General features: G+C 68.0%; 12 protein-coding genes. 3 read left to right on the plus strand and 9 right to left on the minus strand.

The annotated features are described in order from the left end of the window. The first annotated feature begins 150 nt into the window (after nt 1–150). The gene (locus AC4PWQ_RS01870; RefSeq protein WP_371151487.1) at nt 151–1,269 is read left to right on the plus strand and encodes an ABC transporter ATP-binding protein; all 1,119 of its coding nucleotides are present in this window, start codon (nt 151–153) and stop codon (nt 1,267–1,269) included. Nucleotides 1,270–2,330: 1,061 nt separating this feature from the next. Here AC4PWQ_RS01870 and AC4PWQ_RS01875 read toward each other — a convergent pair. Further along, nucleotides 2,331–2,591 carry a GlsB/YeaQ/YmgE family stress response membrane protein gene (locus AC4PWQ_RS01875; protein ID WP_371151486.1) on the minus strand — a complete coding sequence of 87 codons (261 nt, stop codon included), beginning with the start codon at nt 2,589–2,591 and terminating at the stop codon, nt 2,331–2,333. A gap of 305 nt (nt 2,592–2,896) precedes the next feature. On the opposite strand from AC4PWQ_RS01875, the gene AC4PWQ_RS01880 reads away from it, so the two are divergent. Then, nucleotides 2,897–4,240: a DUF4032 domain-containing protein gene (locus tag AC4PWQ_RS01880; RefSeq protein ID WP_492089614.1), complete on the plus strand. Its 1,344-nt coding sequence runs from the start codon at nt 2,897–2,899 to the stop codon at nt 4,238–4,240. Then, nucleotides 4,240–4,986, plus strand: a complete 747-nt coding sequence (locus AC4PWQ_RS01885; RefSeq protein ID WP_371174543.1) for a glycerophosphodiester phosphodiesterase family protein — start codon at nt 4,240–4,242, stop codon at nt 4,984–4,986. Before AC4PWQ_RS01880 ends, AC4PWQ_RS01885 begins: the two co-directional genes overlap by 1 nt. 109 nt (nt 4,987–5,095) lie before the next feature. Here the strand turns inward: AC4PWQ_RS01885 and AC4PWQ_RS01890 are convergent, their stop codons facing one another. From AC4PWQ_RS01890 to AC4PWQ_RS01925, 8 genes are all read right to left on the minus strand, one after another. Further along, nucleotides 5,096–6,322 (minus strand): hypothetical protein, encoded by a 1,227-nt coding sequence (locus AC4PWQ_RS01890; RefSeq protein ID WP_371151483.1) that lies wholly within the window; start codon nt 6,320–6,322, stop codon nt 5,096–5,098. A 50-nt stretch (nt 6,323–6,372) separates the two neighbouring features. Beyond that, nucleotides 6,373–8,607 (minus strand): beta-galactosidase, encoded by a 2,235-nt coding sequence (locus tag AC4PWQ_RS01895; RefSeq protein WP_492089615.1) that lies wholly within the window; start codon nt 8,605–8,607, stop codon nt 6,373–6,375. Between the two features lie 115 nt (nt 8,608–8,722). Then, a complete protein-coding gene (fbaA, locus tag AC4PWQ_RS01900; protein ID WP_371151481.1) occupies nt 8,723–9,745 on the minus strand; it encodes a class II fructose-bisphosphate aldolase in 1,023 nt (340 codons plus the stop codon). Nucleotides 9,746–9,924: 179 nt separating this feature from the next. Continuing rightward, nucleotides 9,925–10,683: a TrmH family RNA methyltransferase gene (locus AC4PWQ_RS01905; RefSeq protein WP_371164162.1), complete on the minus strand. Its 759-nt coding sequence runs from the start codon at nt 10,681–10,683 to the stop codon at nt 9,925–9,927. Beyond that, entirely contained in the window at nt 10,684–11,259 is a 576-nt protein-coding gene (gene pyrE / locus AC4PWQ_RS01910) for an orotate phosphoribosyltransferase (protein WP_371151479.1), read from the minus strand. A 75-nt stretch (nt 11,260–11,334) separates the two neighbouring features. Next, a complete protein-coding gene (locus AC4PWQ_RS01915; RefSeq protein WP_371151478.1) occupies nt 11,335–12,096 on the minus strand; it encodes an SDR family NAD(P)-dependent oxidoreductase in 762 nt (253 codons plus the stop codon). 164 nt (nt 12,097–12,260) lie between these two features. Beyond that, nucleotides 12,261–13,208: a carbohydrate ABC transporter permease gene (locus AC4PWQ_RS01920; protein ID WP_492089617.1), complete on the minus strand. Its 948-nt coding sequence runs from the start codon at nt 13,206–13,208 to the stop codon at nt 12,261–12,263. Next, nucleotides 13,208–14,170, minus strand: coding sequence for a carbohydrate ABC transporter permease (locus AC4PWQ_RS01925; protein ID WP_371153004.1), 963 nt, complete (start codon nt 14,168–14,170; stop codon nt 13,208–13,210). Before AC4PWQ_RS01925 ends, AC4PWQ_RS01920 begins: the two co-directional genes overlap by 1 nt. Between the last annotated feature and the right edge of the window lie 19 nt (nt 14,171–14,189).

Below are 14,189 nucleotides of genomic sequence, written 5' to 3' on the forward strand. Positions count from 1 at the left end.
CAGCAATTTTTCACACAATCTCTACCTTCCAGGCAGGCTGATGTGGCAGACTGCTTCAAGTGGCAACCGCCACGAGTGTCAACGTGGACACGTTTGACACCTTCACTCGGATCGTCGGGCACGTACCTGCCCGTGAAGGGAAACCGAAAAATGGCAACCGTAACTTATGACAAGGCCACGCGCGTCTACCCCGGCGCCGAGCGCCCCGCCGTTGACGCCCTGGACCTGGAGATCGCCGACGGCGAGTTCCTAGTGCTGGTCGGCCCGTCCGGCTGTGGTAAGTCCACCTCTCTGCGCATGCTCGCGGGCCTGGAGGACGTCAACGCCGGTCGCATCTTCATTGGCGACCGCGACGTCACTGACGTCCAGCCCAAGGACCGTGACATCGCCATGGTGTTCCAGAACTACGCGCTCTACCCGCACATGTCTGTGCACGACAACATGGGCTTCGCCCTGAAGATCGCCGGCACCCCGAAGGAAGAGATCACCCGCCGCGTGAAGGAAGCTGCGGAGATCCTGGACCTGACCCAGTACCTGGACCGCAAGCCGAAGGCCCTCTCCGGTGGTCAGCGTCAGCGCGTCGCCATGGGCCGCGCGATCGTGCGCAAGCCGCAGGTCTTCCTCATGGACGAGCCGCTGTCCAACCTGGACGCCAAGCTGCGCGTGCAGACCCGCACCCAGATCGCATCCCTGCAGCGCCGCCTGGAGGTCACCACTGTCTACGTGACCCACGACCAGACCGAGGCTCTCACCATGGGTGACCGCATCGCCGTGCTGAAGGACGGCCTGCTGCAGCAGGTTGGCACCCCGCGCGAGATGTACGACACCCCCGCCAACGAGTTCGTGGCAGGCTTCATCGGCTCCCCGGCCATGAACCTGGGCACCTTCACCGTCAACGGCGGCTGGGCCGTGCTGGGCTCCGCCCGCGTGCCGGTCTCCCGCGAGACCGTTGCCGCCATGAACGCTGAGGACAACGGCAAGATCACCATCGGTTTCCGTCCCGAGTCCCTAGAGCTGGTCTCCGCCACCGACGAGGGCTCCATCCCGATCAAGGTCGAGCTGGTCGAGGAGCTGGGCTCCGACGCCTACATCTACGGCTCCCTGGTGGGCGAGCACGACGGCAACTTCGGTTCCGGCCACGAGTCCAACCAGTTGATCGTGCGCGTTCCTCCGCGCACCGCTCCGGCCCCGGGTGGCGTTGTGCACGTCCGCATCCGCCCGGACCACCAGCACAACTTCTCCGCTTCCACGGGCCTGCGCCTGCCCTGATGCTTCGGGAAATTGGGGGTGGGGCCCCGGCCAACTGGCCGGGGCCCCACCCCGTTTTGTGCCCGCGCGCCTCGCTTCTCGTTGCGTCGCGCAGCGCCCCGGCGCCGCGCGCCCGGGTTTTGACGCAGACATCCACCAGGAGCCGCGCCCTGCGCCCCGGCGCCGCGCGCCCGGGTTCGCCGGTTGCGTCTCGACTGCATTTGCGGCCCGGCCCGGGGTCTGGTAGGCGGTGGTTGCGCAAACGGTTGAGGGGTTAGTCGACCTATTGATCCCTTGGTGCACCGATTGAGGTTTTGGTGCACCTATTGAGGGGTTACCCGACCGGGTAGGCCTACGACTGGTTCACTAAGCCCACGAGAGGTGCACCAACCCTACGAGAGGTGCACTAAGCCGGCTCTTGACAGCTGAAGGTGGGGGCTGTGGTGGGTGGTGGGTGGTGGCGCGGTGCCCCCGAGCGCACAAGCGTGCGGTCGGGGTACATGCGACCGACCGGTGCCATGGCACCAAGCGGTCGCATGTACCCCGTTGCAGCATTTGCGAGGCAGGGGTGTGCCGGTCGCGCTCGCGCATGCCGTCCACCACCTGGCCGGTGTTCTGGCGCTGTTCCCGCTCCCACTTAACGCTGCCACCGCTCCACCAGGACGGCGCCCCCAAGACAGCCCCAGTGCCGAGCCACCAGCGATCCCAACGGCACAGGCACCACGGAGGCAACGGAGTCGCTACCACGCGCGACGACCACCCTCACCCCAGTAACACCCTCATCTGTGAAGAGCCACTAAGCCCTCAACCGCTTGCGCACGCGCCCACGCGCCTACCTGCGCACACGCGCGCCTGGGCAATCCCGCCCACCTGCCGACGCCCACGCGCCTACCTGCACACAGGCGCAGACGCCGACCTGCCGACGCCCACGCGCCTACCTGCACACAGGCGCTAACGCCGACCTGCCGACGCCCAGGCGCCTAGCTGCGCACACGCGCGCCTGGGCGATCCCGCCCACGGCAGAAAGAGAAGTCCCGCCGCAGCTTTCGCTGCGGCGGGACTCAGCTCACCGAGAGGGTGTGTCAGCGCTTCTTACCGGTCAGCGCGCCCCAGACGGCCAGGACCACCAGGGAGCCACCGATCGCGAGGACCCAGGACTTCAGGTCCCAGAAGTTGCCCAGCTTTGCATCGAGCAGGATGCCGCCCAGCCAGCCGCCGACCATGGCGCCGATGACGCCCAGCACCAGCGTGGCAATCCAACCCCCCTCCTGCTTTCCGGGCATCAGGGCCTTGGCAATCGCGCCGGCGATGAGCCCCAGGAGGAGAAATGCAATGAAGCCCATATTGGCTCCCTTTCTGTTGATTCAAACGGCTGCAGGTGCAACCACTGGCATCAACTTCACTAGAGCTTTACTCGCGGTGCAGCGCGAACCGAAGATTCGGAGGTAACATACAAGGTTCGCCCTCACTCAGGGTGACCTAAGTCCCAGGCGGGTCGGGCGCTTGTCCCGGCCCGTCCCCGCAGCTCGGCCGCCACCGCCAACTCCACCGCGCCGGGCCCATTCCTACTTGTCCTGGCGCCAACCTGGGCCCGCCCCTCTGGAGGCGGAAAGTGACCAACCCCCGCACAGTTTGAGAGACTTAATCCATGCCCGCTTCTATGCAGATCACCGCCGCGCGCGTTGACCCGGCTTTGTTGGACCTCCCCTGGGAACTCCCGCTGCAGGACTGGCCAGAGTCCGTCCTGGCTGCCCTCCCCCGAGGCCTGTCTCGCCACGTGGTCCGCTTCGTCAACCTGGACGGTCGCGTGTTGGCGGTCAAGGAGATCGGCGAAACGGTGGCGCACCGCGAATACGGGCTTCTGCGTGACCTCTCCCGCCTAGAGGTTCCCTCAGTCCAGCCCACCGCGGTGATTACCGGGCGGCGCGACGAAAACGGAGAAGAACTCAACTCCGCCCTCATCACGGAGCACCTTCAGTTCTCCCTGCCTTACCGGGCCCTGTTCAGTCAGTACATGCGGCCCGAAACGGCCACCCGCCTCATCGACGCTCTAGCCGTCCTACTGGTGCGCCTGCACCTACAGGGTTTCTACTGGGGTGACGTCTCGCTCTCCAACACCCTGTTCCGTCGCGATGCAGGTGCATTTGCCGCCTACCTGGTGGACGCGGAGACAGGCGAACTTCACCCAGAGCTCTCTCGCGGCCAACGCGCTTACGACGTGGACCTGGCCCGCACCAACATCATCGGTGAACTGATGGACCTGCAGGCCGGAGCGCTGCTGGAGCCCAACATCGACACCATCGAGGTGGGAAACCGCATCGTGGAACGCTACGAGTCGCTGTGGCGAGAACTGACCGCTGAGGAGACGTTCGACGCCAGGGAGCGTTGGCGCGTCTCTGCCCGGATCAAACGCCTGAACGAGCTCGGCTTCGACGTCGGAGAGATCTCCATGTCCACCGACCTCGGCGGCACCTCCCTCTCCTTCCAACCCAAGGTGGTGGACGCAGGGCACTACCACAGGCAGGTCATGCGACTCACCGGCCTCGACGTACAGGAACGCCAAGGTCAGCGCATGCTCAACGATCTAGAGGAGTTCCGCGCCATCAACGGGCTGGGAGGCACCCCCATCGAGATTGTGGCCCACAAGTGGCTTGCTGAGGTCTTCGAGCCCACCGTGACCAGCGTGCCGTTGGAGCTGCAGCGCAAACTGGAGCCCGCAGAGATCTTCCACGAGGTGCTTGAACACCGCTGGTACTTGAGCGAAGCCGCCGGCTACGACGTGGCGCTTGCCCAGGCCGTTGCCAGTTACGTGAGCGAAGTGCTGCCCAGCAGGCCCGACGAGCAGTCCTACCTTTCGCTGGGAGACACTGAAGAGATGGACGCGATCTTTGACGACGAGGAAGTCCATGACGCTGGCGCCTGGATAGCCGATTCCCCCCGCAGTCGCGTAGCCACAGCTAACAGCGAGCTCTGGGACAACTTGCAACCCTAATGCGCATTTTTGCCCACCGTGGGGTCAGTGCCCTTGCCCCGGAGAACACTCTTAGCGCCGCCCGCCTCTGTAAGCGCCTTGGTGTTAGCGCTATCGAGTTCGACGTGGACGTGCTTGCCTGTGGCACTCCGGTGGTGATCCACGACTCGACGCTGGACCGAACCACCAACCTCAGCGGCCCCTATTCGCATCTACGGGCGACCGATCTCTCCCGCGCAGATGCCGGGGCGTGGAAAGCAGCCCGCTACGCTGGGGAACCCCTGCCGTTGCTAGACGTCTGGTGGGAGCTACTGGGCCGGGACCGGCTCTATGCGAACCTGGAGTTAAAGAACCCGGCCTCCGGTGTGCGGGCACACCGCGCCCTGGTTGAGGCGGTGGCCGCCAGCTGGATGCGAGCAGGGCAGCCAGGCACGCTCATCTCCAGCTTCTCCCCCGCCTTATTGCGCTTAGCAGCACACCTCATGCCGCAGGCACCCCGGGCACTCTTGGTTGACCGCGTCCGGTGGCTCACCGCCGCCACTGTGACCAGCTGGCTCCGGCAAGCCAGGCAGCTGGGAGCCACTGCCCTGCACCCGGCAAATGGCAACGTCACTAGGGAGCTGATTCAGCGGGCTCACGACGCGGGACTTGCTGTCAACGTCTGGACCGTGAACTCGGTGCGGCGCGCCGAGCAGCTAGCTGCTTGGCGCGCCGACGGGGTCTTCAGCGACTACCCCCACCGTTTGGTACACCTCGAGGCTCAGTAGCCCCGGGGAGGAAACCGGGTGACTGCCACTCGCGCGATGTTGCTAAGGCCAGCCCCAGTAGGCCCCGGGAATTAGCCCCGGCTCCCAACGGACTCTGGGCGGAGGGAACCTACTCCTGGTCTGACTTGCCGCGCCTGCGCAGCCAGGCCGCCAGCGCCAGCTCCGAGGCGGCGTCCAGCAGGAAGCCCGCACCGACCAGGCCCGCCAGCACCCGCTTGGGGGCACTGAAGCGCTTGCGGCTGGCCACGTACAGTAGCGCACAACCGATCGCGCTCTCCGCCGCCGCCAGCGCACCGATGAGCTTGGGGCGCTCCTGCACCACCTGCTCGTAGCCGCGCCACCAGGGGGACTCGGTGGCCGCGCTGTCCTCCCACATCTGGATGGAGCGGCCGATCGCGTTGGCCACGCCGCGCGGCTCGTGCAGCACCACGTCGTCCAGACGGGTCAGCTCCCCATTGCCCATCACGTAGTCGGCCAGGTCTGCCGGCGCGCCCACGGCGGCCAGGGCGTAGCGCACGGCCTCGTCACCGCCGCTCAGTGTGGACAGCTCCAGGGCCTCGGCGTCCACGCCGGAGACGTGCTGGGCCAGGGCCGGGAAGGAGCCCTGCGGCGCGGCCAGCACGGACTCGGCCATCCCGGTGGCTGCGGGCCCGGTCAGGGCGCCCGCCACCACGCGGCGCTGCACCGACCAGTCGTGGATGATCCAGTCACTGTGGTCCTGCCCGAACACGGCCAGCAGGTGGGCGTCCGCGTTCTCGCCCGGGGCGGCGTCGACCGGCAGCACCTCGCGGCGGATCATCACCGCCTCGGGCCACTGCAGCAGGTCCGGGCCGTCCCAGTCGGGGGTCTCGCACACCAGGAAGGTGCCCGACTCGTTCTCGCGAGCCGCCATGGTCACGCCCTCGCCCTGCGCCACCAGGGGTGCCACGAAGCCCCGCACCGGCACGTAGATGAGGCAGCGCACCGAGCGCGGCCGCTCGTCGTCGCCCACGGGCAGCACCGCCACGTCCACGGGCAGGGTGTCGGCCACCTCCAGCCCGATGCGGGCGTCCACCTCGAAGCGCTCGGTCAGGCGCGCCAGCACCTCGGCGGGGGCCGGGCCCGGCACCAGCACGGGCTCGCGCTCGTCCCCGCCCACGGCCACCAGGTGACCGTCGGCGATCGCCAGGCACACCAGGTAGACGTAGCCGCGCTTGCTGTCGTCCTCTGCCTCCGGCGCGCGGCTGGCCTCCCACTCGACGGCGGCAAGCAGTCCCTCCTGCGCCAGGAACTCGCAGAGTTCCTCCACGCGAGGGGCGGCGAAGATGAGGTTTCCGTATGTCAGTTCGGTCAGCATGGGCGCTCCTTCCGGTGCCTCTATCGAATCACATGGACTCGCGTGCGTGTCTAGTGCCCTTGCGCAACCTTGGGAACAACCACCGCCGCGGACCGGCCCGGGATGAGCACGTGCCCGCCCACCTGCTCGCCGGTGAGCAGCTCCACGCCGTTGAGCCCGCCGATCTGCGCGGTGGTGTCGGCGTGGTTGAGCAGGAACAGCGCCTCGCCGCGCCGCACTGCCTCCACGCCGGCGGGCAGCCCGGCCAGCGGGTTGGGGATCCGCGCGTAGGCGGCCGCCACGGCCACCACCACGGCCCGCGCCGCCCCGTCCAGCTCGGTGCCCACGTACCAGATGGCCCCCTTGCCCACCTCGCGGCGGGTGATGGCCGGCAGTCCGTTCAGCTCGCCGCCCCGGAAGGTGGCCAGCACCTGCGTGTCCTCGTCCACGGCCAGCAGCTCCGCCCAGTTGCGCGCCTGCAGCACGCTGCCGTCCCCGCCCAGCAGCCGGGAGGCGGCGCGCCGCAGCGGCCCCTCGGCCACGTCCAGCGCCATAGCCCGGTTGGCCGCCGGGGCGCTCACCCGCGCCGTGATCGTCTCCGTGGGCAGCACCGGCTCGTCCAGCCAGGCGCACACCTCGCCGGTGGCCGGGTAGTAGTCCAGCACGCGCACGCCGGCCTCCGGCAGCTGCGAGAGGTAGCCGCCCTGCTGCGCCACGCCCGCGCCGTCCAGCATGCCGGTGGTGGCACCCACGATCACCTGCGCGCCGCCTCGCGCCCAGTCCGCGATCCGCTGCGCCGTGGCCGTCGAGAGCATGAACTGGGCCGGCACCACGATCAGAGGCGGCGCCGCCACCTCTGCGGCGCTGTTAGGGGACGACGTTCCGCCCGCCTCCCCCTCACTGCGGCCGGTCTCAGCGGCGGCCGGTGCGCACACCGGGTGCGCGGTGGGGGCGGCGGGGAAGACGTCGTCCACCCCGGCAGGCTTGTCTGCGGGCGGCAGGAAGTCCACCACCATGCCGGCGTTGAAGAGCGTGGAGTACCAGCCGCGCACCGCCTGGAACGTAGCGGGCTCCACCGGGCCGATCGCGCTCTGCCGCGCCCAGTAGGAGTCCCAGTCGAACAGCATGCCGGCGTGCGACCGAACCCGGCTGCCCACCACCGACTCCAGACGCTTGAGGCTCTGGCCCAGGTCCACCACCTCGCGCCAGGTGGGGCTCTGCGTGCCGGAGTGCGGCAGCATCGCCGAGTGGAAGGTCTCCGCGCCCTGGACCGACTGGCGCCACTGAAAGAACAGGATCGCGTCCGCGCCGCGCGCCACCTGCTGCAGGCTCCACAGCTTCAACTGGCCCGGCTGCTTGCGGGAGTTACGCGCCCGCCACTGCACCAGCCCGGCCGTCTGCTCCATCAGCCAGAACGGCCTGCCGCCGCCCAGGGAGCGCATCAAGTCCGCGTTCAGTGCGAAGTCGGCCGCCGCGCGCGGGTCTGCCGGGTCCGGATAGCAGTCGTTAGAGATCACGTCCATGCCGCGCGCCCACTGCCAGTAGTCGCACGTGTCGAACATGCCCAGGAAGTTCGTGGTCACCGGGATGTGCGGGGTGACCTCCCGCAGCACGGCAGCCTCCGCCGCGAAGCAGGAGTAGAGCGCCTGGTCGCTAAAGCGACGCCAGTCCAGGTTCTGGGCCGGGTTGGCGTACGTGGGCAGCGGCGCCGGCGGCTCCACCTCGGCGAAGTCGTAGTAGGTCTGCGACCAAAACGCCGTCCCCCACGCCTGGTTCAGCGCCTCGATGCTGCCGTAACGCCCCCACAGCCAGGCCCGAAACGCCTCGCGGGACTCCTCGCTGAAGCACTCCTTGATGTGGCAGCCGTACTCGTTGGACACGTGCCACATCACCACCGCCGGGTGGGAGCCGAAGCGGGTGGCCATCTGCCGGGTCAGGGCCGTGGCCTTGGCCCGAAAGAGCGAGCTGGAGGAGCTGTACTGCTGGCGCGAGCCCGCCTTCAGGCGCACCCCGGCCGCCGTCACCGGCAGCGTCTCCGGGTAGAGGCGGGCCATCCACGGCGGCGGGGAGGCCGTGCCCGTGGCCAGGTCCACCTTGATGCCCGCCGCGTGGAGCTGGTCCAGCAGCTCCCCCAGCCAGTCCAGCTGGTAGTCGCCCTCCCGTGGCTCCAGCTTCGCCCAGCTGAAGATGCCCAGGCTGACCAGGTTCACCCCGGCCTGGACCATCAGCTCGATGTCCTGGCGAACTGTGGCTTCGTCCCACTGCTCGGGGTTGTAGTCACCGCCGTAGTAGATGGGCTGGGTCATGGCGCGGTTCCTCTCTGCGGCCTGGAACAAAACTGGGGAGAACGGGCGGGGTGAGGTCCCACAAAGCTGGGCGGGACCCCTCTGCCGAGGGGTCCCGCCCAGCCTAGCGGTGGGTTCAGCCGAGCTTCTTGCCGACGGAGCCCAGGCGCTCGCAGGCCTCAACCACGCGGGCGGCCATGCCGGTCTCGGCGGCCTTGCCCCAAGCGCGCGGGTCGTAGGTCTTCTTGTTGCCGACCTCGCCGTCGATCTTGAGAACGCCGTCGTAGTTCTTCAGCATCCAGTCAACGACCGGACGGGTGAAGGCGTACTGGGTGTCCGTGTCAACGTTCATCTTGATGACACCGTTAGCCACGGCGGTGGCGATCTCCTCCTCGGTGGAGCCGGAGCCGCCGTGCATGACCAGGTCGAACGGACGGTCCTTGCCGACCTTGGCACCGACCTCGGCCTGGATCTCGCCCAGGAGCTCCGGGCGCAGCTTGACGGCACCCGGCTTGTAAACGCCGTGCACGTTGCCGAAGGTCAGGGCGGTCAGGTAGCGACCGTTCTCGCCCAGGCCCAGGGCCTCGACGGTGGCCAGGGCGTCCTCAGCGGTGGTGTACAGCTTCTCGTTGATGGCGGCCTCGTGGCCGTCCTCCTCGCCGCCCACGACGCCGATCTCGACCTCGAGGATGGTGTTGGCCTTGCGGGCCAGCTCCAGCATCTCCTTGGCGATCTCGAGGTTCTCCTCCAGCGGCACGGAGGAGCCGTCCCACATGTGGGACTGGAACGGGGCCAGCTTGCCCTCGGCGACCATCTGGGCCTCGATCGCCAGCAGCGGCTTGATCCAGGAGTCCAGGTTCTGCTTGGCGCAGTGGTCGGTGTGCAGGGCAACGGTGATGCCGTAAGAGTCGGCAATCTCGCGAGCGTAGGCGGCCATGGCCAGGGAGCCACGGACGCGGTCCTTGATGGTGGAGCCGGACCAGTACTCGGCGCCACCAACGGAGACCTGCAGGATGCCGTCGGACTCCGCCTCAGCGAAACCACGGATAGCGGCGGTCAGCGTCTGGGAAGAGGTGACGTTGATAGCCGGGAAGGCGAAGCGCTCGTTCTTCGCCTTGTCGAGCATTGCGTTGTAGACCTCAGGGGTTGCGATGGGCACGTGGGCCTCCTGTGTAAGTGGCTGAGCTAACGGGTTAATTCTGCCACTTCCCCACCACCGTCGGCATGGGACTTAGATACGCCATTCGCAAACAGTGCGCTTCGGGCCGGAAAACCGGGGCTCGTCTTGCCGAAAAACGGGGCGAAACCGCCCCGATTCACTTGCCTGCCTCCGGGGGGCTAGCCTATGCGGGCGTGCTGCCTGATCCAGGCGTGCATCGCCACCGCCGCAGCCGCCCCCACGTTGATGGAACGGGTGGAGCCGAACTGGCTGATGTGCAAAACGCGCTCGCACTGGGCCAGCAGCTGCGCGGAGATCCCGCGCGACTCCTGCCCGAACACCAACACGCAGCGCTCCGGCAGCTGCGCCAACTCCAGCGGCTCGCTGCCCTCGCAAATGTCCATCGCGATCAGCGGCAACCCCTGCGAAGCCGCCCACCGCGCGAACTCCAGCGCGTCCGGGTGGTGGTCCACGTGCTGGTAGCGGTCGGTGACCATCGCGCCGCGCCTGTTCCAGCGACGCCTGCCCACCACGTGCACCCGCCCGGCCAGGAAAGCGTTGGCGGTGCGCACGATCGAGCCGATGTTCGCGTCGTGCTCCAGGTTCTCGATTGCCACGTGGAAGCCGTGGCGGCGCGTGTCCAGGTCCGCCACGATCGCCTCGCGACTCCAGTAGCGGTAGTGGTCCAGCACGTTGCGCCGATCCCCGTTCGCCAACAGCTCCGGGTCGTAGTGCTCGCCCTGCGGCCAACACTCCGGCCCGCCGGGCCAAGGCCCCACCCCCACCTCGGGGGCCAGCAGCGGCTCGGCGTAGACCTCATCCGACCGGGCGGACCAGTCGGCGCTCACACCGACGCTGTCCACCGAAGGCGGCGCGGCAACGTCGGCCACCCCGGCGCCAGCGGAATCCGGCTGCGGGGCGGCAGGCAGGTCAGGCATCTAGGCCAGGTCCAGGTCCGCCAGCGAGAGCGCGGCGTAGTAGGGCACACCGGCCTGCGCGGTGATGCGCTCGGCGGCACCAGTAGCACGGTCCACCACCACGGCCACCGCCACGACCTCGGCGCCCGCCTCACGCAGCGCCGCCACCGCCTCCAGCGGGGAGCCACCCGTGGTGGAGGTGTCCTCCAGCACCACCACGCGCTTACCGGCCACCTCCGGGCCCTCGATGCGGCGCTTCATGCCGTGGTCCTTGGCCGCCTTGCGCACCACGAACGCGTCCAACGCCAAGCCGCGCGAGGCCGCTGCGTGCAGCATCGCGGCCGCCACCGGGTCCGCCCCCATGGTCAGGCCGCCCACGGCGTCGTAGTCATCCGTGGTCAGGCCGGCCTCCTCCAGCAGGTCGATCATGACGTGACCGATCAGGACAGCCGCCTCGTGGTGGAGGGTGGCGCGGCGCATGTCCACGTAGTAGTCGGACTCGCGGCCGGAAGCCAGGATCACCTTGCCGTGAACCACGGCCAGTTCCTTGACTAGTTCTGCAAGACGGGTGCGCTGGGTGTCATTCGGGGTGCTCACGGGCAAAAGCCTAGCGGCCTAACGCCTGGGGCGGGAACATCCCACCCGAGCCGCCGGCGTGAAACACCGCTTGTTTCACGCCTCCGGGCGGGGGCGGCGTGCCCGGCGCACCACCGCGCGCGGCAGCAGCCGCATCGCCACCTCCACCGCCTGGTAGCGGATGGACGGCGTCACCAGCACCCGGCCACGCCCTACCGCCTGCAGCGACTCGCGCACCACCCGGGCGGCCGGCAGCCAGGCGAACTCGGGCACGCCACCCAACCCCATGTCAGCCACCTCGTGGAACTCCGTGTGCACCAGTCCCGGCATCACCGCTGTGGCCGTCACCCCGGTGCCGGCCAACTCCTGCGCCAGCGCCTCGGTGAACGTGCGCACCCACGCCTTGTGCGCCGCGTAGGTGCCCATCGCGGAGGAGGCCGTCATGGAAGAGACGTTCAGGATCGCCCCGCGCCCACGCTCCACCATCCCGGCCGCCGCCGCGTGCGACAGCTCCAACACCGCCCGCACCATCACGTCCAGGCCAGCCTGCTCCCGGCGCAGGTTGCCGCCCACAAACGCCTGCCCCAGCCCGAAGCCCGCGTTGTTCACCAGCAGCCCCACCGGGTGCTCGGCGGCGCGCAGCCTGGCCGCCACCGCCGCGCGACCCTTGACCATCGCCAGGTCCGCCGCCAGCACCTCCACCCCCACGCCGTGCCGGGAGCGCAGCTCCCGCGCCAGCTCTTCCAGGCGGTCCTGGCGCCGCGCCACCAGCACCAGCGCGTGCCCGCGCGCCGCCAGTTGGCGCGCGTACTCCGCGCCCAGTCCCGCCGAGGCCCCCGTGATCAGTGCAGTACCCATGCCCCCAGGGTAGCCAGCCCGGCCGGCGCCCGTGCCCGCGCCCGCGCTTGTGCCCGTACGCATACCACGCCGGCGCTTGTGCCCGCCGGCGCGGGCAAAGCAAAAGCGGGCCGGGGCGCAAGGAAACCCCTTGCGCCCCGGCCCACCCAGGTTTTCGGTTCCGATCAGCCCTTCACCGCACCGGCGGAGAGGCCGGACTGCCAGAAGCGCTGCAGACCCAGGAACATGATGATCAGCGGGACCACGCCCATGAGGGAGCCCAGCAGCGTCGCACCACTGTCTGCGTTGTGCTTGGCGGCGGAGTACATGCCGTACAGACCCACCGTGACCGGCTTGAGCTCGGCCTGGTCCAGCATCATCAGCGGCAGCAGGAAGTTGTTCCAGGAAGCCACGAAGATGAACAGGAAGATGGTCACCATGGCCGGGGCCAGCAGACGCATGACGATGGTGAAGAAGATGCGTATCTCCCCAGCACCGTCGATGCGGGCTGCCTCCAGCAGTTCATCCGGCACAGTGTCTGCGTAGATGCGGCCCAGGAACACACCGAAGGGGCTGACCGCGCCCGGCAGGATCACGGCCAGTGGCGTGTTCAGCATCCCGAGCTTGAAGAAGACCACGTAGAGGGGAACCGTCAGCAGGGCCACCGGCATGAGCAGACCAGCCAGGATGGCCACCTGCGCGCCGCCACGGCCCGGGAAGGCGAACTTGGAGATCGCGTAACCGGCGGAGACGGAGATGAGCACGCCGATCAGGCCGGCCGCGCCGGAGTAGAACACGGAGTTCAGGATCCAGCGCCAAAACATGCCGCGTTCCTCGCCGTAGGCCATGAGGAAGTCGAAGTTCTTCACCAGCTCGGTGGTGTCACCGGTGAACCAGAAGGGGTTGGTGATGGTGATCTCGAAGTCGCTCTTCGTGGCGGCCACGATGAGCCACCAGATGGGGAAGAGGAAGTAGAAGGCCACGATCGCCAGGGTCAGGCGGGTGGCGAACTTCGCCACGACGCTGGGCTCCAGGGAGCGCGGGGTGTTGGACTTCGAGGTGCGGAACTGGCGCCCGTCGGGCAGCACGCCGTTCTTCTTGTAGTTTGCCTTGGTCATTGCAACAGCAGTCATTAGTCCTTGTCCCCAATCCTGGACTGAACGAAGGCGTAAACCGCAGCCAGCAGGCCGGCGATGATCGCCATGACGATGGAGATCGCGGAACCTGGGCCAAGGCCGTTAGGCGTGTAGGCGGTGTTGGTCGCGGCGTTGTAGGCCATCATCATCGGCGTGTAGTCCAGGTTGCCTAGGCCCTGGTTGGTGGCGGTAATGACCTGCGGCTCGTTGAAGAGCTGAATGGTGCCGATGATGGAGAGCAGCACGGCCAGCAGGGCGGCGGACTTCACCATCGGGATCTTGATCTTGCGCACGATCATCCAGCCGGTGGCGCCGTCGATGCGGGCGGCCTCGTACAGGTCGTGCGGGATGGACTGCAGCGCAGCCAGGAAGATAAGCATGTTGTAGCCCATGAAGGTCCAGGTGGTCATGTTGGCCATGGAGGCTAGAACGATGCTCTTGTCGAAGAAGTTGACCTCAAGCCCAAACTTGGCCAGCAGCTTGACGATCGGGGAGACTTCCGGGTGGTACAGGAAGGTCCACACCATCGCGGCGATAACGCCCGGGATGGCGAAGGGCAGGAAGTAGACCAGTCGGTAGAAGGACACGTACTTCGCGGCCAGGGAGTCCAGCAGTAGTGCCAGCGCCAGCGCGCCCAGGATCATCATGGGGATTTGGAAAGCGCCGAACAGCATCACGCGCTTGATACCGGCCCAGAAGCGCTCGTCGGTGACCACGTGCTTGTAGTTGTCGAGGCCAACGAAGACGGAGACCTTCTCACCGCCACCGAACAGGCCGCCGCCGGCCGCCTTCTCCTGGAAGAAGGAGGCGTGCACGGAAATGACGATCGGCACAAGGAACGAAAGGGTGAACAGCAGCGCGAACGGGGAGAGGAAGCCCCAGCCGTAGCGGGCGGCTCGCCTGCGGCGTGCCCTGACGCTCGCCTCGTTTGATACCGGAGCTTCGCCGCGCTCCCTCAACTCGTCTATTCGTGTCGTG

It is taken from the genome of Buchananella sp. 103232 (assembly GCF_058725725.1).

Coding starts and splice junctions, on each gene's coding strand:
- AC4PWQ_RS01870 (WP_371151487.1), top strand. CDS start 151: ATGGCAACCGTAACTTATGACAAGGCCACGCGCGTCTACCCCGGCGCC.
- AC4PWQ_RS01875 (WP_371151486.1), bottom strand. CDS start 2,591: ATGGGCTTCATTGCATTTCTCCTCCTGGGGCTCATCGCCGGCGCGATT.
- AC4PWQ_RS01880 (WP_492089614.1), top strand. CDS start 2,897: ATGCCCGCTTCTATGCAGATCACCGCCGCGCGCGTTGACCCGGCTTTG.
- AC4PWQ_RS01885 (WP_371174543.1), top strand. CDS start 4,240: ATGCGCATTTTTGCCCACCGTGGGGTCAGTGCCCTTGCCCCGGAGAAC.
- AC4PWQ_RS01890 (WP_371151483.1), bottom strand. CDS start 6,322: ATGCTGACCGAACTGACATACGGAAACCTCATCTTCGCCGCCCCTCGC.
- AC4PWQ_RS01895 (WP_492089615.1), bottom strand. CDS start 8,607: ATGACCCAGCCCATCTACTACGGCGGTGACTACAACCCCGAGCAGTGG.
- AC4PWQ_RS01905 (WP_371164162.1), bottom strand. CDS start 10,683: ATGCCTGACCTGCCTGCCGCCCCGCAGCCGGATTCCGCTGGCGCCGGG.
- AC4PWQ_RS01915 (WP_371151478.1), bottom strand. CDS start 12,096: ATGGGTACTGCACTGATCACGGGGGCCTCGGCGGGACTGGGCGCGGAG.
- AC4PWQ_RS01920 (WP_492089617.1), bottom strand. CDS start 13,208: ATGACTGCTGTTGCAATGACCAAGGCAAACTACAAGAAGAACGGCGTG.